15 protein-coding genes are annotated in these 22,746 nt (G+C 63.1%); 10 read left to right on the top strand and 5 right to left on the bottom strand.

Annotated elements, in window-relative coordinates; all coding sequences use genetic code 11:
• Position 1: 1 nt before the first annotated feature.
• The 4 genes from THIVI_RS26015 to THIVI_RS05930 all read left to right on the top strand — a co-directional run bounded on the left by THIVI_RS26015 (position 2) and on the right by THIVI_RS05930 (position 5,061).
• Positions 2-1,189 carry a methyl-accepting chemotaxis protein gene (locus THIVI_RS26015; protein ID WP_014777726.1) on the top strand — a complete coding sequence of 396 codons (1,188 nt, stop codon included), beginning with the start codon at positions 2-4 and terminating at the stop codon, positions 1,187-1,189.
• 71 nt (positions 1,190-1,260) lie between these two features.
• Positions 1,261-2,307, top strand: a complete 1,047-nt coding sequence (locus THIVI_RS05940) for a protein-glutamate methylesterase/protein-glutamine glutaminase (protein ID WP_014777725.1) — start codon at positions 1,261-1,263, stop codon at positions 2,305-2,307.
• A gap of 70 nt (positions 2,308-2,377) precedes the next feature.
• On the top strand, positions 2,378-3,925 hold the full coding sequence (locus THIVI_RS05935; RefSeq protein ID WP_014777724.1) for a sensor histidine kinase: 1,548 nt from the start codon (positions 2,378-2,380) through the stop codon (positions 3,923-3,925).
• A gap of 56 nt (positions 3,926-3,981) precedes the next feature.
• The gene (locus tag THIVI_RS05930) at positions 3,982-5,061 is read left to right on the top strand and encodes an HD domain-containing phosphohydrolase (protein ID WP_052315112.1); all 1,080 of its coding nucleotides are present in this window, start codon (positions 3,982-3,984) and stop codon (positions 5,059-5,061) included.
• Here THIVI_RS05930 and THIVI_RS05925 read toward each other — a convergent pair.
• Positions 5,046-9,065: a response regulator gene (locus THIVI_RS05925; RefSeq protein WP_245537387.1), complete on the bottom strand. Its 4,020-nt coding sequence runs from the start codon at positions 9,063-9,065 to the stop codon at positions 5,046-5,048. The two genes, THIVI_RS05930 and THIVI_RS05925, sit on opposite strands and share 16 nt — an antisense overlap.
• A gap of 639 nt (positions 9,066-9,704) precedes the next feature.
• On the opposite strand from THIVI_RS05925, the gene THIVI_RS05920 reads away from it, so the two are divergent.
• Positions 9,705-10,010, top strand: coding sequence for an STAS domain-containing protein (locus THIVI_RS05920; RefSeq protein WP_014777721.1), 306 nt, complete (start codon positions 9,705-9,707; stop codon positions 10,008-10,010).
• A gap of 10 nt (positions 10,011-10,020) precedes the next feature.
• Positions 10,021-11,793, top strand: coding sequence for a fused response regulator/phosphatase (locus THIVI_RS05915; protein WP_014777720.1), 1,773 nt, complete (start codon positions 10,021-10,023; stop codon positions 11,791-11,793).
• On the opposite strand, the gene THIVI_RS05910 is transcribed toward THIVI_RS05915, so the two are convergent.
• The gene (locus THIVI_RS05910; RefSeq protein WP_014777719.1) at positions 11,783-12,196 is read right to left on the bottom strand and encodes a flagellar basal body-associated FliL family protein; all 414 of its coding nucleotides are present in this window, start codon (positions 12,194-12,196) and stop codon (positions 11,783-11,785) included. The two genes, THIVI_RS05915 and THIVI_RS05910, sit on opposite strands and share 11 nt — an antisense overlap.
• A 64-nt stretch (positions 12,197-12,260) precedes the next feature.
• Positions 12,261-15,026 (bottom strand): nitrate- and nitrite sensing domain-containing protein, encoded by a 2,766-nt coding sequence (locus THIVI_RS26010; RefSeq protein WP_014777718.1) that lies wholly within the window; start codon positions 15,024-15,026, stop codon positions 12,261-12,263.
• A 212-nt stretch (positions 15,027-15,238) separates the two neighbouring features.
• Here THIVI_RS26010 and THIVI_RS05900 point away from each other — a divergent pair, with 212 nt between their 5' ends.
• On the top strand, positions 15,239-15,544 hold the full coding sequence (locus THIVI_RS05900) for a hypothetical protein (RefSeq protein WP_174284504.1): 306 nt from the start codon (positions 15,239-15,241) through the stop codon (positions 15,542-15,544).
• Between the two features lie 18 nt (positions 15,545-15,562).
• Here THIVI_RS05900 and THIVI_RS05895 read toward each other — a convergent pair whose 3' ends face one another.
• Together THIVI_RS05895 and THIVI_RS05890 are read right to left on the bottom strand one after the other, a co-directional pair.
• Positions 15,563-15,913, bottom strand: a complete 351-nt coding sequence (locus THIVI_RS05895; protein ID WP_083845816.1) for an Hpt domain-containing protein — start codon at positions 15,911-15,913, stop codon at positions 15,563-15,565.
• Positions 15,914-15,915: 2 nt separating this feature from the next.
• Positions 15,916-16,836, bottom strand: coding sequence for an Rpn family recombination-promoting nuclease/putative transposase (locus tag THIVI_RS05890; protein ID WP_014777716.1), 921 nt, complete (start codon positions 16,834-16,836; stop codon positions 15,916-15,918).
• A gap of 29 nt (positions 16,837-16,865) precedes the next feature.
• Here THIVI_RS05890 and THIVI_RS26005 point away from each other — a divergent pair, with 29 nt between their 5' ends.
• The 3 genes from THIVI_RS26005 to THIVI_RS22550 all read left to right on the top strand — a co-directional run bounded on the left by THIVI_RS26005 (position 16,866) and on the right by THIVI_RS22550 (position 22,706).
• Positions 16,866-16,997: a hypothetical protein gene (locus tag THIVI_RS26005; RefSeq protein ID WP_281054910.1), complete on the top strand. Its 132-nt coding sequence runs from the start codon at positions 16,866-16,868 to the stop codon at positions 16,995-16,997.
• Positions 16,998-17,139: 142 nt separating this feature from the next.
• Positions 17,140-18,276 carry a response regulator gene (locus THIVI_RS05885; RefSeq protein ID WP_014777715.1) on the top strand — a complete coding sequence of 379 codons (1,137 nt, stop codon included), beginning with the start codon at positions 17,140-17,142 and terminating at the stop codon, positions 18,274-18,276.
• Entirely contained in the window at positions 18,273-22,706 is a 4,434-nt protein-coding gene (locus THIVI_RS22550) for a response regulator (protein WP_014777714.1), read from the top strand. Before THIVI_RS05885 ends, THIVI_RS22550 begins: the two co-directional genes overlap by 4 nt.
• Positions 22,707-22,746 lie beyond the last annotated feature (40 nt).

The raw sequence follows: 22,746 nt of genomic DNA, 5'->3' as shown, positions 1-22,746 counted from the left end.
AATGTTCGACACATTGAGACCGCACTGGCCGCCACTCTTGATGAGCGTTGCGGCGCTGATGCAAATGCTGCTGATGCCGGACAGTTTGCCGAGCTGGGGCGGACTCCTCGCGATTGCACTGGCATGGCCCTTGTCACTGATGCTGGGATCCGCGTCGGCGCGTCCTCGCGGCGTCATGGTCGCGCCAGACGTCTCCCAACCGGCCGAGCGGGAGTTGTGGGATCTGGTGGTGGAAACCGATCAGCTGATCGGTCCGCAGATGCTTGAGTTGCGGGCGCTGATCCGACAGGCGACCGACCTGATCGGCCATGCGGCGATCGATTTGCAGAGCAGTTTCGCGGGGCTGTCGACTGAATCCAGGTCGCAGCACCAGCTCGTGATGCGATTGGTGACGCGAGACCAGCATTCGGACGCGCAGGACGCGGATTTTATCGATCTGAATGCCTTTCTCGAGTCCAACAGCCAATTGCACATGGAAAATGTGAATCGTCTGATCGATATGGGCAAACACAGCGTCAAGGTGGCCCATCAAATCGACGATCTGTCGTCGCAGATGAACGAGATTTTCAGCCGGCTGGAAAGTGCTAAGCGGATCGCCCGCCAGACCAATTTGCTGGCGCTCAACGCCGCGATCGAGGCGGCGCGGGCGGGCGAGGCCGGGCGCGGTTTCGCCGTGGTCGCCCAGGAAGTGCGTAAACTGTCGCAGGATGCGGCCGAGTTCAACGATCAGATCCGCCATCAGGTCGAGCAGGCGCAGCTAATTTTTGTCGAGACGCGCGACATCGTCGGCAGGATGGCCTCTCAGGACATGAATGCCTCGATTACGGCCAAGGGCTCGATGGATGACATGGTTCATCGGGTGCAGTCCGTGAATCGCATGATGGCTGCGGGACTCGAAGAGCTGGCCGTCGTGGTCGAGCGCGTTCAGGATAACGTGGGTGCGGCCGTACGCCTGCTCCAGTTCGAGGATATCGCCCGTCAGGTCTTGGGTCAGGCCGAGATGCGTATCGACTTCATGGATCGCTTCGTGGCGGAACTGCGTCAGATCCCTTTGGGCCGGATTCGCTCGTCCGAGGATGTGACACAGTCCAAGACGCGACTGGAGCATCTCCGCGATCAACTGATCGCGGCGAGCCATCGTCCGGTGGACCAAAAATCCATGCACGAAGGCGACATCGAACTCTTTTAGGTGCGCGGCGGTGATCGGCGAAAGGCGATTTAAGCGATGATGATTCAAACCAGGCGCGGCGAGGAACAGATGTGGCTGAACCAATTCGTGTCTTGATCGTGGACGATTCGGCCCTGGTGCGACAGATTCTGTCCGAAATCCTGGAGACGGCCGCGGGGATCGAGGTGGTGGGGACCGCGGAGGATCCTTACGTGGCCCGCGAGAAGATCAAGGCCCTGGCTCCGGACGTGCTGACCCTGGATGTGGAGATGCCGCGCATGGATGGCCTGACCTTTCTGCGCAATCTGATGCGGCTGCGGCCCATGCCGGTGGTGATGGTCTCCTCGCTCACCGCGCGTGGCGCCGAGGTGACGCTTCAGGCGCTGGAACTGGGCGCGGTGGACTTTGTCCGCAAACCCGATCAGGGTTTGGCGCAGGGTTTGCCAGAGTATGCGAGCGAGCTGATCGACAAGATCCGGATGGCCGCCAGGGTCGGGGTTCGTCCGCTGACATTCCGGGACGCGGCGATCCGCCCGCGCGCGATCCAGTCATGCCGCGCCTCGGATCGCGTGCTGGTCATCGGCGCCTCCACTGGCGGTACCGAGGCCATTCGGGAAGTGCTGCTGCGCTTGCCGCCGGATACGCCAGGGGTCGTCATCGCCCAGCATATTCCGGCGGGATTCAGCGCCGCGTTCGCCGAGCGTATGAATCGCCAGACGGGCCTGGTCGTCAAGGAGGCGGAGGATGGCGATCGCGTGATGGTGGGGCATGCCTATATCGCTCCCGGCAACCGTCATCTGCGGCTGGTCCGCGAGGGTATGCACTATGTCTGCCGACTCGACGACGGCGAACTGGTCAATCGTCACCGACCGAGCGTGGACGTCCTCTTCCGTTCCGTCGCCCAGGCGGCGGGCACCAAGGCTTGCGCGGCACTCCTCACCGGCATGGGCGCGGATGGCGCGCAGGGTCTGAAGGAATTGCATGATCTGGGGGTGCATACCATCGCCCAGAACGAGGCCACCAGCGTGGTGTGGGGCATGCCCGGCGAGGCGGTGAAACGCGGCGCGGCATCGGAAATCCTGCCGCTGGCGGAGATCGCGGCCGCCTTATCCGCGGCGGCGACCTTCCCGCGGCGATGAGCGATCCGCATCGGCACGTTCGGTCGGTTATGCGTCGGTTTCATGGCGTGCGCGCCGAGGCAAATTCATCATGGTAAATCGCAAGGAAAAGGCGGACGACAGCGAGCTTCTACGCTGGAAGATGCGCGTCATGGAGGCCATTAACAGCGGCGTCAGTGTCGCCGACGCGCGTGAGCCGGACTTGCCGCTGGTGTATGCGAATCCAGCCTTTCTTGCCATGACCGGTTACACGGCCGCCGAGATACTGGGGCGCAATTGCCGCTTTCTCCAGGCCCATGACACCCGCCAGCCCGAGATCGAGACGATTCGAGCGGCGCTGCGCGAGGGGCGCGAAACCTCTGTTCTGCTGCGTAACTATCGTAAGGACGGCAGCCTGTTCTGGAATCAGTTGACGCTTGCGCCAGTCCGCGATCAGTGCGGACAGATCACCCATTATGTCGGCATCCAGCAGGATATGACCGCGCTGAAAGAGGCGCAGATGCTCGCGGAGCGTGCCCAGCGGTATGCGCAGTCGATCATCGATTCGCTGCAGGCGTTGATTTGCGTGGTGGATGTGACCGGCGCCGTCCAGTCGGTCAATCGCTCCTGGCGGCAGTGTCTGGCCAGTTCGGGTGTCGATCTCACGCGGCTGTCCGAGGGCGGGAACTATCTCGCCTTCTGTGACCAGTGCCAGTGCGCGGGCCAGGAAGAAGCGGGTCTGCTGGCGCAGGGTATTCGCGATGTCCTGGCGGGAACGTGCGACAGTTTCGAGATCAGGATGCCCTTGTGCGTGACCTCGCGGCACGAAACCTACCTAATTCGCGTCAAGCCATTACTGGAGACCATCGATGGTCGGCCAGCCGTCGTGATCAGCCATCAGGATGTGACCGCGGAACTCCAGTTCCAGGTGGACCTGCGCAAGGCCAAGGAAGAGGCGGAGCAGGCCAATCAGGCGAAGTCGGATTTTCTGTCGCAGATGAGCCACGAGTTACGCACGCCCATGAATGCGGTCCTCGGCTTTGCCCAACTGCTGGAATGCGACGACAGGCTCGACGAGATCCAGCTCGAGAGCGTGCAGGAGATCCTGCACGGCGGCAGGCAGTTGTTGCGACTCCTCAATGAACTCCTGGATCTGTCCAATCTGGAATCGGGCCAGATCGACGTCGTCCTTGAATCCGTGGTCCTGGAATCGCTGGTGTCGGACTGTTTCGCGCTGGTCGAACCGCTGGCGCGCGTCCGGGGGGTCGTGCTGCGCGCTGGCGCCATGCGGGGGCTGGCGATGCTGGCCGATCGGAGACGTTTGAAACAGTTGCTCGTCAATCTGCTCTCCAACGCGATTCTTTACAATTCCCCCGAGGGATGCGTCAGTCTCGACGTGCTGCCGGTTCAGGATAGCCCGCGCGCGCTCCGGTTGTGGGTGTCGGACACGGGGCCAGGGATCCCGCCGTCACGGATGACCGAGCTTTTTCAACCCTTCCAGCGACTCAACGCCGACGATCCGCAGGTCGAAGGGAACGGGATCGGTCTGGCGGCCTGCGGACGCATTGCCGAGGCCATGGGCGGTCGGGTCGGGGTGGAGAGCGTGCTGGGCGAAGGGAGCCGGTTCTGGATCGAATTGCCGCTTGCCGAATCCACGTAGCCGGGTCAAGATGCGTGAAGTTGGAATTTCTTATTAAGAAACAAAATGGTGGAAGCGTGTCCACGAGCGAAGTCGAAAGGAGCTATCTGGTCAGAGGGGCAGCACGGATTCTGGTGGTCGACGACGAACGCGCCAATCTCGTTCTGATGGATCGCCTGCTGCGTGCCGAAGGCTATGCGAATCTCGTCCTGATTCAGGATCCGCGCGACGTCATGTCCGCCTACCGGGAGGCGCCAACGGACCTGATCCTGTTGGACATCCGCATGCCCCATCTGACGGGCTTCGACATCATCAAGCAAATCGTCGATCTCGAGGATCCGCTGGCGCCGCCGATCCTCGTGTTGACGGCGCAACACAGTCGCGATTACATGCTGCGCGCACTGCAGGCGGGCGCCCGCGATTTCATCGGTAAACCGTTCGACCGGGCGGAAGTGGTGGCGCGAGTCCGCAATATGCTGGATGTACAACTGGCGCTGCGGATGATCCACGCGCAAAGGGATGTGCTCAAAGCCATCGTCCACGAACGCACACGCGAGATTTGCGCCACCCGCTTGCAGGTGGTGCAGCGTCTCGGGCGGGCGGCCGAGTATCGCGATAATGAAACCGGTCGTCATATCCTGCGTATGAGTCATATCTCGACCCTCATCGCCCAGCGTCTGGGTTGGGACGAGGAACACTGCGAGATCATGCTGCACGCCAGTCCCATGCACGACATCGGCAAGATCGGCATTCCGGATCGGATCCTGCTCAAGCCCGGCAAGCTGGATCCCGAGGAATGGGAGATCATGCAGACCCACGCCACCATTGGCGGCGATCTTCTGAGCGGCGACGATTCCGATCTGCTGCGGATGGCGCGCGAGATTGCCCTGAGTCACCATGAGAAATGGGACGGCAGCGGCTATCCGCTGGGCCTGGCCGGCGAGTCGATTCCGCTCACCGGGCGCATCGTCGCCCTGGCCGATGTCTTCGATGCCCTGACCTCGGAACGTCCCTACAAAAAGGCGTGGGGGATCGACGAGTCGCTGGCCTTGATCCGCAGCGAAGCCGGCCGTCATTTCGAACCGCGGTTGACGGCGCTGTTCCTGCAGCTGATTCCGGAGATCCTGGCCATCCGGGATCGCTACGCCGACGTTTGATTCAGCCACTCTCCGAGCACCGTCCGCAGCTGACTGAATTCATCCTCCACCCGCTGCGCCAATTGCAATGCTTGCGCAAGCGCACCCGCGTTGTCCGCGGTCATTTCCAACATTTCCAGGCTTGACGCCACCTCCCGGAGCCTTGGGGCGGAAATGTTGGCGGCCAGCCCGCCCAGACTATGCGCCTTGAAATGCGCCTCGGCCAGATCGCCCGCGCCGAGACATGCCTTGAGCTCGAGGACGCGGGTCGGCGCATCGCTCAGGAACTGCTCGATCACGACCGCTGCAATCTGACGATCGCCCATCACGCGGTAGAGCATGTCCGCTTCGTCGAATACCGCTTGCGACGGCGGCGGGCGCTGGTCGGACGTGGGCGCCGCTGTCGTTCGATCGATTCGAGGCGTTGCCGGCTCCCGACTCGCCGCCCGGAGCGCGCTCGGCGGCGCGGATGCCGGGGCGAGTTGTGCCGCAATTGCCGCGGCCAATTCCAGGGGTTGCACCGGTTTGGACAGATAGTCATCCATCCCGGCTTCCAGGCAGCGTTCACGGTCGCCCTGCATGACCAGCGCGGTCATGGCGACGATGGGAACGTCGCGATTGGCGGTGCCGGCCTCGCCCAGGCGGATGCGGCGCGCGGTCTCGAAGCCGTCCATGTCGGGCATCTGGCCGTCCATGAGCACCAACTCGTAAGGATCGCGCGCAAGCGCCTCCAGTGCTTCCAGACCGTTGCTGGCGGTCGCCGTGCGAGAATAACCGAGTTGTTTCAGAATGCCGGTCGCCACGATCTGATTGGTGAGGTTGTCGTCCACGATCAAGATCCGCGCCTGGCTGGAGGCTGAGGCGCCAAGCGCCTGCCGGTTGATGTCGGCCAGGGTGTGGCGGGTGACGATGGCCGGCGGGGCAGCGCGTAGCGTCGCGACCTCCCGTCCCATGACCAGGGCGAGACAGTCATGCAACAGCTGCTGGCGCAGGGGCTTGGTCAAATAGCCGTCAAAACCGGCCTGTTGCATGCGCGCGGCGTCGCCGCGGGCGACCAGCGAGGTCAGGAGCACCAAGCGGGTGTCCCGAATCTCGGGATCCTGCTTGATCAGGTTGCCCAGTTCCAGGCCGTCCATGGCCGGCATCTTCAGATCCAGCAGGGCGGCCTGAAAGGGGTCGGCGGCCCGGGCGGCCTGATGCAGCCACTCCAGTGCCTCGGCGCCATTATTCGCCTCCTCGATGCGACATCCCCAGGAGCGCAGCAGGGTGCCGGCCAGCAGACGATTGGTCGCATGATCGTCCACCACCAGCACCTTGCCTCCCTTCAGGTCCGCGTAGGTTGGAAGGGGGGCGACAGGTTGGACGGCGGGCAGCTCGAATTCGGCGGTGAACCAGAAGATGGAACCCCGTTCGGCACGGCTCTCCACGCCGATGGCGCCATTCATCAACTCGACCAGCTGCTTGGAGATGACCAATCCCAGACCGGTGCCGCCGAAGCGCCGGGTGGATGAATTGTCCAACTGGGAAAAGGCCGTGAAGAGATGGCCTCGCAGGTCTTCCGGAATACCGATGCCGCTGTCATGGATCTCGAATCGGATCAGCACCTTGTCCGCGGTTTTGGTTGCCGCTTTCACATGGATGGCGACCTCGCCATGGTCGGTGAACTTGATGGCGTTGCCCGCCAGGTTCACGAGGATCTGGCGCAGGTAGCGCGGGTCGCCGCGCACCGAGACGGGGACGTCCGGATCGATCTGGTACGTCAGTTCCAGCTCCTTCGACTGGGCGTTGAAGGCGAGCAGCTCGACGACATCCTCCAGCGTGCCACGCGGATCGAATGACAGCAGATCCAGTTCCAGCTTGCCGGCCTCGATCTTCGAGAAATCCAGGATGTCGTTGATTAGTGCCAGCAGACTCTCGCCGCTGGTGCGTGCAATTTCGGCGAAGCGATGCTGTTCCTCGTTCAGTCCGGTTTCCAGTAACAGTCGGGTCATGCCGATGACGCCGTTCATGGGGGTGCGGATTTCATGGCTCATGTTGGCCAGGAAGCGGCTCTTGTCCTGGGTCGATGCCTCGGCTTCGGCCAGTGCCCGATCCAGTTCGCGATTCTGGCGTTCCATCTGCTGCGCGGACTGCTCAAGCTGTTGTTCCGCTTGCTTGCGTTCGCTGATGTCCTTGACGCCGCCATAGACTCTGCGGCAGCCATCCGGATCCAGGACGCATTGATTGGTGATTTCCACCCAGGTCAGACCGCCGTGTCGGCGGCGCAACCGCAACTGACAGGTCGTGGCCTCGCCGGTCACCATCCCGCTGACATGCCGATCGAAGAGCGGGCGGTCCTCCAGGATTACCAGGCGCCGCCAGGTGCCCATCGCGATGATCGCCTCGGCGGTGTGGCCGGTGATGCTGGCGACAGCGCCATGCACCCAGTCCAGGGTAAAGCGGTTCGGGCTGACCTCGACACAGGAATAGGCGATGTCCGACATCAGGCTGGAGAGGTTGCGAAAACGCCCCTCGCTCTTGATGAGCGCCTGCTCCGCGCGGCGCTGGTGCACGATACGCCAGGTCGCGTTAGCGATGAGCTGGACGCTTTCCACGTCCAGCGCGGTATAGTTCGTCGGCTTGTTTCCGACCCCGGCGATCATGCGCGTCAACCCGGCATCCATGACGGGAATGCTGATGAACCGCTGCAAGTTCAGATGACCGTCCGGCAGCGTCTTTTTGTCGGTTGCCGCCGCATAGTCGTTACAGACGACCGGCTGACCCTGACGCACGGCATTGGCCCAAAGACCGGCCTCGCCGATGGGTGCATGGAGGTTGCCGGTCGCGATCGGGCAGCCCGCCTCAAGGGTGGCCCGCGACCAGGCGACGAACTCGATCGTCTCCTGATCGTCGAGGATGAAATGCATGAACCCCATCGCACTGCCCGTGAGCGATTCGGCCAGTCCCAGGCTGTGTTGCATGAACGCGGCATCGCCCCGTCCCTCGGCGGCGTGCGGCAATTCCAGCAGGGCGTCGGCGCGTCGCTTCTGGAGATCCAGGATGATCTCGGCCTGCTTGCGCTGGGTGATGTCGCGGTTGACGCCGCGCCAACCCAGGCGAGTGCCTTCGCCATCGTAGACCGGGCGGCATTGGTGCTCGATCCAGCGCATTTCGCCATCGGGTCGGCACAGACGCAGTTCCAGCTTGACCAGTGGCGTGGCGCAGCATGCCGGGGTGGCCTCGGAGGCGTGCGCCATCCAGAGCGGATGATCGTCGGGATGCACCAGGCGCCGCATGACATCGGGATCGGCCAGAAAGATGTCCGGCGCATGACCGCAGATGGATTCGCAGGCGGGCGAGACATACCGATAGCGCCCATCCGGACCTAACCAATAGTCCCAATCCGCCGAATAATCGGCCAGAATGCGATAGCGGGCCTCGCTCTCGCGCGAGCGCGCGTAAGCGGCGCTAATGATCGCCTTCTGGCGCAAGCGCTCGCTCAGATCCACCACCGAGCAGATGAACTGGCATTCGCCATCCTCGTCCAGGGGCAGACGGGCGACCTGGAGTTCGCCCTCGAAGCTGCCGCCATTGGTGGTGAGAAACCGCATGTCGCTCGACCGGCTGGCGCTGGACTCGTGGGCCAGTTTCAAGGCGTCATCGAGTTGAGTCTCCGACTCCCGCGCCACCAGGCGGGGCAGATAATGGTTGCGCCGATGCCCTTGCCGCAGGTCGAATAAACGACAGGCGGCATGATTGGCCTCCAGGATCATGCCGTGGCGATCGACGACCAGCACCGCCTGGGGAATACTGGAAAAAAGCGTGTTATAGCGGGCCGCCATGCGCTCGGCGGCAGTTTGAGTCACGCGTAGTTCGGCGTTCTGCAGTTCCAGTTCCACCTGATAAATACGCAGGTTCTGGACCAGTTCGGCCAGGTCGATCTCGGTCTCCGACAGGTACTTGTCCACACACTCGAAATCCCCGCTATCGAGGGCTTGTTTCGCGCGCGCGCGGATCTGATCATGATCGCTGCTGGCGTCGGTCAACAATTTTTTCGGCGAGGAAATCATCGCGACGTCCTGAATCCAAATTTAAAGATAGTCAATTTGGGGTTTGACCGCATGGCGTCAAGCTTCACTGTTTTACGGTCAGCAATTTTCAGCATATGGTCCGATTTCGATTCAGGGGCACCGAAAGAGCATGTACGGATATTTCGTTGCGTGACCATAAACCAATTAAAACGATAAACAATCGATTTTAGTCTACCGAGATCAGAAATTGCCAGAGGAATGGAGAGGGCGATGGAACGAGCGCCGATTCCCGCAAACCACTCGAACAGGCTTTTCCATGCTTCTTTTGCCGCGTCGACGATGCGTCATGGGCGCTCCATCCCCGTCTTCGGGATTGCGTCCGGCAGCCAGGAAAAATGCGTGTGTGTTGCAATCGAATCGGGTTAGGGTAAGCTCGATTCGCAACGATTGCGGGATCCAGGACCATGATGATACATCGGGTAGGGCGGCATGCAAGCGGCACCGCGTGGCCGGGACGCCAGAACAATTTCCAAGACACAGACCATGGCAAAGACAATCCCCGCCGCGGACAGTCCCGCATCCATCCGCAAACGGCCGTATCGTCAGCCGCGCGGCGCGCGACGCCGAATCCAACAACACGGAGCCAATCCAACCATGAGCGTCATTCGTCGTATCGATGAACAGAAATCCCAGGTCACCATTGCCATCGATGGACGTTTCGATTTTGCGCAACACAAGGCGTTTCGGGATGCGTACAAGGATGTCGATTCCAAGTCCATGAAATTCGTCGTCGATTTGTCCGAAGCCTCCTATCTGGACAGCTCGGCCCTGGGCATGCTGTTGTTGCTGCGCGATTTCGCGGGAGGGGATGCGGCCCGGGTCTCCATTAGCGGCTGCGGCGAGGATGTGCGCCGGGTGCTCAAGATCGCCAATTTCGAAACGCTGTTCAATCTGGATTGAAGGTCCGTTCATGACGCTTTCGGAGCTTGCCGCCGCGCCCGGCATGACGCTCAATGCGGTCGCCAAGTTAGCGCCAGGCGCTCGGGGCTGCGCGCTGATCGTGGATGACGAGCCAAGCAACCGCCGTCTCTTGAGCCTGATGCTGGCCCAGGAAGGTTTTCGCACGGTCGAGGCCAGCGACGGCGCGGATGCGCTGCGGTGCTTTGCCGACGAACGGCCGGATATCGTGTTTATGGATATCATGATGCCGGAGATGGACGGTTTCGAGGCCACACGCGCCATCAAGGCGATGTCCGAGATGGATTTTGTTCCGGTCATCTTTCTGACCGCCCTGACCGAGGAACACTCCCTGATGCGCTGCATCCAGGCGGGCGGGGACGATTTTCTCTCCAAACCCTTCAGCTTCATCGTTCTCAAGGCCCGCATCCTTGCCATGGAACGGGTGCGTGACCTGCAACGCACGCTCGCGGCCAAGCAGCGGGCGTTGTCCGCGTTACTCGAACAGGAGCTTGAAGAGCAGGCGCTGGCGGAGCGGGTGTTGAGCCGCGCGGTCATGAATCGCAATGTCGCCATGGACCGGCTGGGTCTGGTCCAGCGTCCGGCGTCCATCTTCAATGGCGATCTGGTGCTCACCCAGCATCTTCCGGATGGCGGGCTGCGACTGCTGGTGGGCGATTTCACCGGGCATGGACTGGCCGCGGCCATCGGCGCGCTGCCCGTGGCCGATGCCTTTCACGCCACCGCCCGCAAGGGTGTCGACGATGCACACGTGCTCGCCGAGATCAACCATAAGCTCTATCGAATTCTTCCCGCCGATCGTTTTCTGGCCGCCTGCCTGATTTCGATCAGCGGCAATGGCGATGAACTGCGCTGGTGGAATGGCGGCATGCCCAGCGCCTGGCTGCGCACCGCCGACGGTTTGCATGAACTGTCCTCGCACGCGCTGCCGCTGGGTATCCTGCCGGAACTCCCCGCGCGGGGATCGCCGCGGCGGATCCCTCTGAGCCGGGGCGATCGCCTGCTGCTGATGAGCGACGGGCTTCTGGAGGCGAGCGACGATCAAGGGCAAATGTTCGTCAATGCCGGTTTCGATGAGGTGTTGAGCAACTGGGCGTTCGACCAGCCGCTGCTGCCGGCGCTGCTCGCCGCGCTCGATGCGCATAGCCTCGCGACCGAGCAGTCCGACGATATCGCGGTGGTTGAAATTCCCCTGGATTCCGATCTGTTGGCGACACCGAACCTTGATCGGGATGCGGCGCCGGGGAGCGGCTGGCGTTGGTCGATGGAGTTGAGCGACGAACGCCTGGGTAGCCAACCGGCCATCGTGGCGGCGCTCAGGTCGCTCGGTTTGCTTGATCGCCTTGAAGCGCATGCTGGCGCGCTTGAGACCATCTTGACTGAACTCTATTCCAATGCGCTCGAACATGGCGTGCTGCAACTGGATTCGTCGATGAAGGCAACCCCGGACGGTTTCGATGCCTATTATCGCGAGCGCGAGCAACGTCTGGCCGCCGGTTGTGTCGGGCGCGTCACCCTGAGCCTGAGTTACGAACCCCACGCAGAGGCCGACTGCGTGCGGATTCAGGTCACGGATACGGGCGACGGGTTCAGCGAAAAAGCGGTTTCCGAGCTGGCGCCGGATTCCATGCGCCCTTGGGGGCGCGGGATCGCGATGGTCAGGAATTTATGCGAATCGGTGGTCTTTCGGGAGAATGGCTCGCAGGTCGAGGCCGTCTATCGCTGGTCGTCGGAACCGCCGCTGTCCGCCATCCCTATTGAATGATGAATCCGGTGAAATAGAGTTCCCTTATCGTGGGCGCGCCCGCCACCTCGGTCAGAGTCTCGCGCAGTTTTTCCAGCAATTCGGCGCGCAATCGATCGCGGGCTTCCGTGGACATGATCTGATCGGCGTCGCGTCCGCCCAGCAGGGTGATCAGACGGTCGCGGATCAGTGGCATATGCAGGGTCACCCGTTCGGCATCCTGGGCGGTGTCAAGGTAGCATTGGATCTCAACCCGCAGATACCTGGTCTTGCGCTCGCCGGCCAGATTGACCACGAGCGAGGGCTCGATCGCCAGATAACCCGGATAGGCGCCAGCCTTCTCCTCGCTCGCCTGTCCGAGCGTGGGCGGCAGACACAGTATCAGGGTCAGAAAAAAAGCGGTCTTGAAGTCGATGCGTTTCATGCGTTTCTGTCCTTCTGGTTGAACGCGTGGCGGCGATGTCGCACCGCCCCGCTCATGGGCGTGATCAAAACTCTTCCCAGTCGTCTTGCTCGGATCCAGGCGTCCTGCGCTCGGGCGCCGGCCCGCTGACGGGCGGCGGGTTGGGCGTTGCCGCCGTTTTGACGGTGCTGGCCGGCAGGCGCGAGACATTGGCCGGGCGATGCGGTCCGCGCCGTTCCGCGATCTCCCGCTTGACGTTGTCGGGTGCGCCTTCGGCAAGTCGGAAGATGGACACGGCCCGCGCAAGCTCCCGCGCCTGATCTTCCAGACTTTCGGTCGCGGCGGCGGCCTCTTCCACCAGCGCGGCATTCTGCTGCGTCATCTCGTCGATCTGGGTCACCGCCTGGGTCACCTGCTCGATGCCCGCGGACTGTTCGCGGCTGGCGCCGGCGATCTCGGTGACCAGGGTGGCGACCTGCTGGAAGCTGTCGACGACGTCATCCATCGCGGTCCCGGCCTGCTGGGCCAGTTTGACCCCACCGTCCACGGTGTTCATGGAGTCGGCGATCAATCCCTTGATCTCCCGGGCGGCCTGGGCGCTGCGTTGAGCCAGCGTCCGCACCTCGGCGGCGACGACGGCGAAACCGCGGCCCTGCTCGCCCGCCCGCGCCGCTTCCACGGCGGCGTTCAGCGCTAAAATATTGGTCTGGAAGGCGATCGAGTCGATCACGCCGATGATGTCAGCGATCTTGCCGCTGGATTCCTGAATCGCCCCCATGGTGCTCACCACCGCCTTGACCGTCTCGCCGCCATGCTGGATGGTCGCGTGGGCGCCACTCGCCAGTTGGTTGGCCTGATGGGCGTTCTGGGCGTTTTGCCGCACCGTGGCGGTGAGCTCCTCCATGGAACTGGCGGTTTCCTCCAGTGAGCTGGCTTGCGATTCGGTCCGGGCCGACAGATCCGAGTTGCCCGCGGAGATTTCCTGGGCGGCGCTGTTGATCGACGCGGCTGCCTCCTGGATGCGACCGACCACCTCTCGCAATTGCGCGACCGTGGCATTGGTGTCGTCCTTGAGTTGACCGAAGGTGCCGGCATAGTCCGCCGTGATCTGTTGCGTCAGATCGCCGTGCGCGATGCTGTTGAGGACACGCGCGATGTCGGACAACCCGGCGGAGACGATTTCCACCAAGCGGTTCATGCCCTCGCCCATCTGTTGGAAAAAGCCCTCCTTATCCGCGGTGTTCAGCCGATGCTCGAAGTCGCCACGCACCGCGGCCTCCAGTAATGCGGAGAGTTCCTGCTGGACCTTGGCCTCATTGGTGCGATCGGTCCATTCCACCACCGAGCCAAGGCGCTCGCCTTGAGCATCGATCACCGGATTGGAAACCAGACGGAAAAGACGTCCGCCGATTTTGATTTCAGAGACCTTTTCCTCGGTCAGCCGGCCGAGCATGTTTTTCTGGTGAGCCGGGTTGCGATGGAATTCATCGAAGTTGCTCCCCAGCAGACGCTCGGCGCGGAAGTTGGGCAGATCCTGGCGCATATCGTCCTCGGTGGCGCGCATCATCCGCTGGACGGCCGCGTTCATATAGATGATCCGGCCCGCGTTGTCGGCCACCATCATGTTGGTCGAAGCCTTGTCCAGGGCGTTTTGGATACGTAGACTCGCGGCCGCGATTTGTCGCTCGGACTCGATGCGATCATGCAGCTGGGATTGCATGTTCTTCATCGAGGCGAGCAGGCTGTCCGTGTCGCCCCGCCTCAATGGAATCTCGTTGTCCAGCTTGCCTTCGGCGATATTGCGGGCGACCCGAGCGGCAACGTCCGGCTCGCCGCCCATCTGGCGCAGGATTCCCCGGACGATCCCGACACCCAGCCAGAGGGTGAGCAGAAGCGTGAGGCCGATCGCCGTCAGATAGACGGTTATGGCGGTGCGGGCGGCGCTGGCGCTGGCGGCGTTGGTATTGGTGATGTCGGCCGAAAAACGCTCCTCCACGATCCGCAGCAGATCGATCTTGGCGGTGATCTGATCGAACCAGGTTACCGGCGGATAGTTCAATTCCGCCTCGGCACCGGTTTCCCTGACCATCCGCTCGATGCCCTCGACGACCTTGACGATCGGATCGTTCAAGGTGGCGTCGACAAAGGCCATCTGTTCGGGAGTGGCGAATGAATTGAGGATTCGCCGATAGTTGGACTGATCGATGAGTAGGGTCATCAGCAGGTCGTAGTCGGCGCGCGTGATGCGCCCGGCGCTGAAGGCGCCGGACAGGAGCGCGCGCTCCTGCCCGTTGCGTTCCTTGAGGAACAGCAGCGCGCTTTTGGCATGCGTGAGACGCGCAATGCCGGCATCGTGCAAGGCATTGCCGGTGCGCGCGGCGATCTCCAGCAGTTGCGCGATCAGTTCGCTATAGAGTCGAAAAGAGGCCGGCGGTTCGACCTTCAGTGCGCTGATGGATTTACGCCACTCCTGGAGGGTGAGGAGGGAGGCAGGCAATTGGTCAAGCCGCGTGCGGTAGTCCGCTTCCAGCCCGTCGCGATCCACCTGTGCGAGCGTCTGCTGCAAATGCGCGATCGCGGCATCGGACGCCTGGCGCTGGGTGGGCAATCGGTCGGCAAACTTGGTACCCTGGCTGGACAGAAATCCGGCGGTCATCCCGCGTTCCTTCTGCAATTCGTGGGCGACTTCTCCCAGCCCGACGACTAGTTCGCCGAGCGATTGGCCATGCCCGATCTCGCCCAGATCCTCGACCATCCGCGTCGTCAGAAAAAGCGCGATGGACAGCAGCGCGAGCGCCGGGACGCCCGCCAGCAGCAGCAATTTGGTTTTGATCTTGAGTCGATTCAACATGGGCAACCATCCCCTTGGAAAAGGATATGCGAATGACTTGAGCAGTATTCGGAAATCATTCAGACATCCGGCGATTCGTCGAGGCCACATTGCAGAGGCCGAGCGGAGAGTGTCGGAAGGATGCAATTGTCATCGCAACGGCCGCAATCATGCCACAGGCTGAGACTCATGAACGGCAAACTCGCGTGCGCAAGCCGGATACTGTGACGGCAATGCGCGATCTGATCGGGCAAATCCGCGAGGCCATCCCTTTCGACGCCCCCGACGCGCGGATCTGTTCGGGTTCCTGCCAGGGATGTTCCATGAAGCTGCTCGATTTTCTGGCCTCCGAACTGGAGGATTGCGAGCGCGGATTGGACGCGGGCGTCAAGCCGACCCTGAAGGATCTGTCCCGCTTGATCAGGATGGCGCGCAAGGTACATGACGTGTTGCGGAAGAATGGACTGGTCGATGCCGTGGATCCGACATCGCCGACAGCGGTGGCTGTGCCGAAAACCCGGTTTCGCGGCATCCGATGAGGGGAAGGCATGGACGTTTCAGCCGGTCTGCGCGCGCAACCGTTGGATCTGCGTTTCCACGTCGCGAAAGCTCTCCGCGCTCCGCGCCGGATCGCCGATGCGGGCGGCCCGCTCCAGCGCCTCGATGGCCGCATCCAGGGCGGGGACACCGCAATACCGCGTGGCGCCGCGAATTTGATGGGCGTATTCGGCCAGCCCCGGCCAATCGGATTCGGTGAGGCACGCGCGCAGATCCTCAAGCTCGGCGGGGAGCCCCGCCAGCAGCGTCTCCAGCAATTCATCGGCGAGCGCGGCATCCCCACCCGCGCTGACGAGCGCGGCGTCGGCGTCCCGCGTTGGCAGGGCGGCGTTTCCAGTTGCGTCAGTCATCTTCATCTCGGTGTCTCATTCCGGTCGGCTGAGTGCAGTGCCTCAACCTGTGCCACACGCAGTCCCGTGACCTGAGCGATTTGCCCATCGCTGAGCACGCCCAGCGCGATGAGGTTGCGGGCGGTGTCCAGGGCGGCTTCCAGGCGGCCTTCCTGACGGCCTTCCTGACGGCCTTTCCGCATCCCGATCTGCTCACCCTCTTCTCGCGCCTCCTTGAGCAAGGACACCTCATCGTGCAGCGCCCGCTCGCGCACGAACGCCAGGCGCCGCGCTTCCTCGTCGGCGCTCAACTGACGCACCCGGTTCAGCGCCTCCTGGATCGGGGCGTGTTCGATCGTGGCCATGGTTTGCTCCTCTCGCCAATGCTCGAAAAAGGTGATCCACGCGGACAGCGGATCGGAACCGAGTCCGAGCCGATCCGCTTTCTTCAATTCTATCAGCGTCAATTGTAGCCGGTTCCCCAGCGTGACCTCGGGCTGACGCGCGTCGCGCATCTCGAAGCGCCACAGCGCCTGCGCGCGCTGCTCAGGGGTATCGGTAAACAGATCGAAGTCCAGGAGATGGATGCCGACCGCCGCGCGCAGCGTGGCGTAGTCTTCGCCCTGCTCCAATCGATGCGCCAGCATCCGCGCCAGATAGTAGAGCGCCCGCTGGTGCCAGGCGCCATAGCGGCGCACCTGAATCTCGACATTGTAGGCGTGTCCCTCGCCATCGCGCGCCAAGACGTCGAGGATGATGTACTTGCCGCGTAACTCCTCGGCGTTGATGCCGGGATTGAGAATCTCCACCGAGCGAATCTCGGGCAGGTCCGGGCGCAGGTCGTTGATCAGCGAGACTAGCAGCTCGGGGGCTTCGCCAAAGAGACGCTTGAAGACGTAGTCGTTCTTGGGGTCGAGCAGCGGTCCAGTCGCAATGGATGGCATGGCGGAAGGGCGGGAGGTGGTCAGGGTGCGTGAAGTCGCCAAAGTATAACCGTCTCACCCACTCGATCACCGATGAGCTGAGCACCTTGTCCGGCACCGCGCGCGGCATCGGCTTGGTTGAGCACGAATGCCGCACGTCACGGGCGCGCAACATGCTCTAATATCGCCCTCTAAACCGCGTCTCGCGGAGCGCTTTGGGTGGCAGCGACGTTGAGCAAGGCGGCATTATGACGCTTGCACGCTGGACGCGGTTTTCTCTTGGTCGTCCGCGCGGCGTGAGGCGGATTTCTTGGGTCAGAGGCAATGTTAAAGCCGACTGTTTTGATCGTCGACGACGAGCCGGCCAATCTGTCGGTGTTGACGAAAATTTTGAACCCGGACTATCAGGTCCGCGCCTGCAAGACCGGCGAGCAGGCACTGGCGGCGGTCCTCGTCGCGCCATATCCGGATTTGATCCTGCTGGATGTCATGATGCCGGGCATGGATGGCTATGCCACGCTGGCCCGGTTAAACGCGGATGCGCGAACCCGGCGAATCCCGGTGATGTTCGTCACGGCCTTGAGCGATGACATCGATGAGGAAAAGGGACTTCGGCTCGGCGCGGTGGACTATCTCGTCAAGCCGGTGAAGCCCGCGATCATGCTCGCGCGCGTGCGCACGCATCTGGAGATCAAACAATCCCGCGATCGGTTGTCGGTGCAGAATGCGTGGCTGGAAACCGAGGTCGACCGGCGCACCCGCGAAAATCTGCTGATTCAGAACGTCAGTCTGGCCGTCATCCTGGAACTGGCCGAGACGCGCGACACCGAGACCGGTAATCATATTCTGCGCACGCAGACCTATGTCGATCTCCTGGGCCGCCAGCTTCAGTGCCATCCCGATTTCGCGGCCGACCTCGACGCGTCGCGCCTTAGCGTCATCGTCAAGGCCGCGCCGCTGCACGACATCGGCAAGATCGGCATTGCGGATCGGATTTTGCTCAAACCCGGCAAGCTGGATCCCGAGGAGTGGGAGATCATGAAGACGCATGCCCGCGTTGGCGCCGAGGCGATTCGGCGCGCCATCGACAAGTCGCTGCTCCTGAGCGCGGGCGGGACGGACGACGCCAAGCCGCGACCGCTGGCCATGCTGGAGGTGGCCGAGGTTATTGCCATGAGCCATCACGAGAAATGGGATGGAAGCGGTTATCCGCAGGGGCTGGCGGGAGAGGCGATCCCGCTGCCGGCCCGTCTGATGGCGCTCGCCGATGTCTATGACGCACTGACCATGCGCCGTGTCTACAAGGCTCCCTGGGAACCGGAGGCGGCGGCCAACTTTATTCTCGAACAGCGGGGACGGCACTTCGATCCGACCGTCGTCGACGCCTTCTTCGCGGTCCGCGAAGCCTTTGCCGAGGTCCGGGAGCGGTTCGCCGATCCCCTGCCACCAGAGCCTGCATGAGCACGACCGACCTCCACCCCGACCTCGGCGCGCGCGTGGCCGAGCGCCGTGCGCAATTGCAGGAATTTATCCTGGAATCCTGCCTGACGATCCCGGATCTGTATTTTCTGACCGATGCCGATGGCACCCTGCTGGACTACCGGACGCGCCGGGACGCGTCGCTCTATGTTCCGCCCGAGGTGTTTCTCGGCAAGCGGGTCGATGAGGTGCTGCCGCCCGAGGTCGCCGCGCGCTTCAACGAGAAGCTTGCCGCCGCGCTACGCACCGGCGAGTTGGTGGTGTTCGACTACGCCCTGCCGATGTCGGATGGTCTGCGTTATTACGATGCCCGGGTGAGCCGCGTGGCCGACGGTCAGGGCTGCGTCACCATCATCCGCGACATCACCGACGGCAAGCGGGCCGAGGCGCAACTCCAACGGGAGCGTTTTCTGCTGGGCGAGCGCGTGAAGGAGCAACGCTGTCTCTACGAGGTCTTTCGCGTCTCCGAGGAGTCCGCGACCCCGATTGAGACGATCCTGCGTCGCGTGGTTGAACTGATGGGGCCTGGCCTGCAATTTCCCGAGCTGGCGACCGCCCGGATCCAATGGAGCGAGCGTGAATACGTCACGCCGGGGTTTGCCGTTACGGACTGGATGCTGACGGCGGAGGACCGAACCGGGCAGGGCGAACCCATGTGTCTGACACTCGCCTACGACCGCGCGCCGCCGCCGGGCTTGGATGACGCTCCCTTTCTGCCGGAAGAAGTGCAGTTGGCGCAAACCATCGTGCGTCGTCTGGTCGACATCGTCGATCGCCGACAAGCGGAGCGCGTGCTCCGGGAGCAGGAGACGCTGGTCGAAACGATGTTTGGCCAGACCACGGACGCCATTCTTCTGGTGGATCCGCTGACCAACTGCTTCATGCAGTTCAACGCCGCCGCCCATCAGGGACTCGGCTACACACGCCAGGAGTTTTCGCAACTCTCGGTATCCGACATTCAGACCGACCACTCGCAGGAACGGATCGCTGCGAATGTCGCCGCCATGTTCGACGGCAGTGTCGCCGGATTCGAGACCCGCCACCGCTGCAAGGATGGCGGACTCCGGGATGTCGCCATCACGTTCAGGATGGTGAATCATGGCGGACGTCCGCTGATTTCGGCGGTCTGGCGCGACATCACCGAGCAGAAGGCCCGCGAGCGCGAGCAATCGGAGCGCACCGAGCGGCTTCAGTTGCATACCCGCTTGATCCGCGAACTCAGCGTCTCGGAAGCGGGCATCAATGGCGAGTTGGAGCGGTTTGCGGGGGAATTGACGGAACGGCTCGGTCTGGCGCTCGGGATCGCGCGGGTCTCCGTCTGGTGCTTCGACGCGGATGCGAGCCTGCTCGAATGCGTGGATGCGTTCGACGCAACCGCTGGCCGTCATACCCGTGGCGAGATTCTGGAGGAGCAGGCCTGTCGCGCGGAGTTTCAGGCGCTGAAAACCGCTCGCTATCTGGACGCCAGCGATGCCTTGACGGATCCGCGCACCGCCGGGTATGTCGAGCAGTATCTCCGACCGCTGGGAATTACGTCCCTGCTGGATTGCAGTATCGTGTCGGGCGGGCGCCAGCGGGGCGTGATCTGTTTCGAGCAGGTCGGCCGTTCCTACGCCTGGAGCGCGGATGAGGTGGTGTTCGGCTGCCAGGTCGCCGATCAGCTCGGCATGGCGCTGCTCCATCGGGATCGTCTGGAGGTCGTGCGCGCGTTGCGCCAGAGCGAGTCTTTTCTGAATCGCGCCCAGGCGGTTTCCCAGACGGGTCACTGGCGTCTGGAGATCGCGCATAACCAGTTGGTCTGGTCGGATGAAACCTATCGCATCTTCGGTCTGCCCATTGGCGCTCCCCTGACCCTGGAGCGGTTTCTCGCGTGCATCCATCCGGACGACCGGGCGCTGGTGCTCGATGCCTGGAATCGCACGCTGGCCGGCGAGCCCTACCGGATCGTCCACCGCATTTCGGTCGGTGACGAGACGCGCTGGGTCGAGGAACGGGCGGAACTCGAATTCGCGCCCGATGGCCTGCCTACCGCCGGGTTGGGGATCGTGCAGGACATCACCGAACGGGTCCGCACGACCCGCGAACTGGAAGACTATCGTCTGCATCTGGAGGATCTGGTCGCCTCCCGCACCGCCGAACTGGAGACGGCGAAGCTTGCCGCGGAGGCCGCCAACCTGGCTAAAAGCGCCTTCCTGTCCAACATGAGCCATGAAATCCGCACCCCCATGAACGCGGTTATCGGCTATGCCCATCTGATCCGGCGCGATCCGCTGACCTCCCGCCAGCTCGACCAGCTTGAAAAACTCTCCGACTCCGCCCGGCATCTGCTGCAGATCATCAACGACATCCTGGATCTCTCCAAGATCGAGGCGAACAAGATGACGCTGGAGGTACAGGATTTCGAGCCGGCGCGGGTCATCGATCATGTCTGCGACCTCCTCGCCGACAGTATCGCGGCCAAGGGGCTGGACGTACTGGTGGATCTGGATCATGTGCCGCCCGCGCTGCGCGGCGATGGGGTGCGCTTGAGCCAGATTCTGCTCAATCTAGTCGGCAATGCCGTGAAATTCACGGAGCAGGGCGGTCTCTCCATCCGGGGTCAGGTGCTAGAGCAAACGCCCGAGCGCCTGCTCCTGCGGGTCGAGGTGTCGGATACCGGTATCGGTATGACGTCCGCCCAGGTCGGGCGTCTGTTCCGTGCCTTCGAGCAGGCCGACGAGTCGACGACGCGCCGTTTTGGCGGCACCGGACTGGGTCTGACGATCAGCAAACGCCTGACCGAACTCATGGGCGGGCGCATCGGCGCGACCAGCGCGCCCGGCCGGGGCAGTCTGTTCTGGCTAGAGATCCCCTTCGGGATGGCCAGCGATTGCCCGCTGCCGTCGCGGACGCTGGAACCCTTCCGGGACATGCGAGTGCTGGTCATCGACGATCATGCCGATGCCCGCGACATCCTGGCCAGTCTGCTCGTCGAGCTTGGCATGCGCGCCGACACGGCGGCGAACGGCGAGGCCGGACTGGCCGCCGCCGTCGAGGCCGACCGCATCGGCGATCCCTATCGACTGCTGATGATCGACTGGAGAATGCCGGGTCTGGATGGCATCGATACGGCCTTGAAACTGCAATCGCTCGCGCTGGCGCGCCACCCCGATTTTCTGATGGTGACCGCCTATGGTGACAGTCTTCCGCGCGACGAGGCGGCGCGCGCCGGTATCACCGAGATTCTCGCCAAGCCCGTGACGCCTTCGGTGCTCCACGACGCCCTGGCCGCCGCGCTGCTGGGACACGCCGAAGGCCGTGGCCAGATGCTGCCGGAAATGCTGGCGCATGAACTGGAACGGCGACAGGGCGCGCGCATCATGCTGGTGGAGGACAACCTCGTCAACCAGGAAGTGACCTGCCAGTTACTGGACTCGGTGGGCATGCGCGCAAGCGTTGCCGAGAACGGCCGGGTCGCGCTGGACATGGCCCAGTTGACGGACTACGACCTGATCCTCATGGATATCCAGATGCCGGTCATGGATGGCTTGCAGGCAACCCGCGCGATCCGCCAGCTTCCAGGGCGCCGGTCCGTCCCGATCCTGGCCATGACGGCCAACGCCTTCGACGAAGACCGCCGCCGCTGTCTGGAGGCAGGGATGAACGATCATCTGGCCAAGCCCATCGAACCAAACAAACTCTACAAAAGCCTCCTGAAATGGCTCCCGCCGCCACCTCAGGCGGAGTGGGGTACCGGTGATGCCCCGATTGACGCGGGCGCGTTGCGCACGCCGGTCGATCCGCCAGACGGTTTGAATGTGCTCGCATCCATCCCTGGTCTGAAGTTCGCGGTGGGGTTGCGTTTCCTGGGCGGGGACGCGGCCCACTATGTGCGTTTGCTGGGCACCTTTCTCGACAGCCACGGTGAGGATGCGGCACGCATCGCCGACTCGATGGTAACGGACGATCTCGCGGCGGTGCGGCAAATGGCCCACTCGCTGAAGGGCGTGAGCGCCATGCTGGGGGCCGAGGGAGTGCGCGAGCAGGCCGCCGAACTGGAACGCCTCGTCCGGCAGGGCGCGCCAGCCGAGCAACGCGACCGGGCACTGGCGGCGCTGACGAGGGCGCTCGGCGAATTGACCGAAGGGCTGCGGAGCCGTTTGCCCGCAATCACGCCGGAATCGCTTCAACGCACCGCGAAGGATGGCGCCGAGGCGGTGGATTGGCCGCGCGTCAACGCGGTACTGACGAGACTGGACGCGCTGCTTGTCAGTAGCGATACCGATGCGAACGAACTGTTCGAAGCCTCCCGTGGGCTTCTGTTCTCCGCCCTGGGCGCCGCGGCCCGCACCCTGGACTGGCAGATTCGGAATTTCGATTACGCACAGGCGCTGGAAACGCTGCGCGCGGCCCGCGGGTCGGAGGTGTCTTAAACCGCATCTGGATGAGGCGGGATTGTCGCTCCGACTGATC

Source organism: Thiocystis violascens DSM 198 (assembly GCF_000227745.2).
Classification (GTDB): domain Bacteria; phylum Pseudomonadota; class Gammaproteobacteria; order Chromatiales; family Chromatiaceae; genus Chromatium; species Chromatium violascens.
This window is presented reverse-complemented; position numbering and strand designations above follow the sequence as displayed.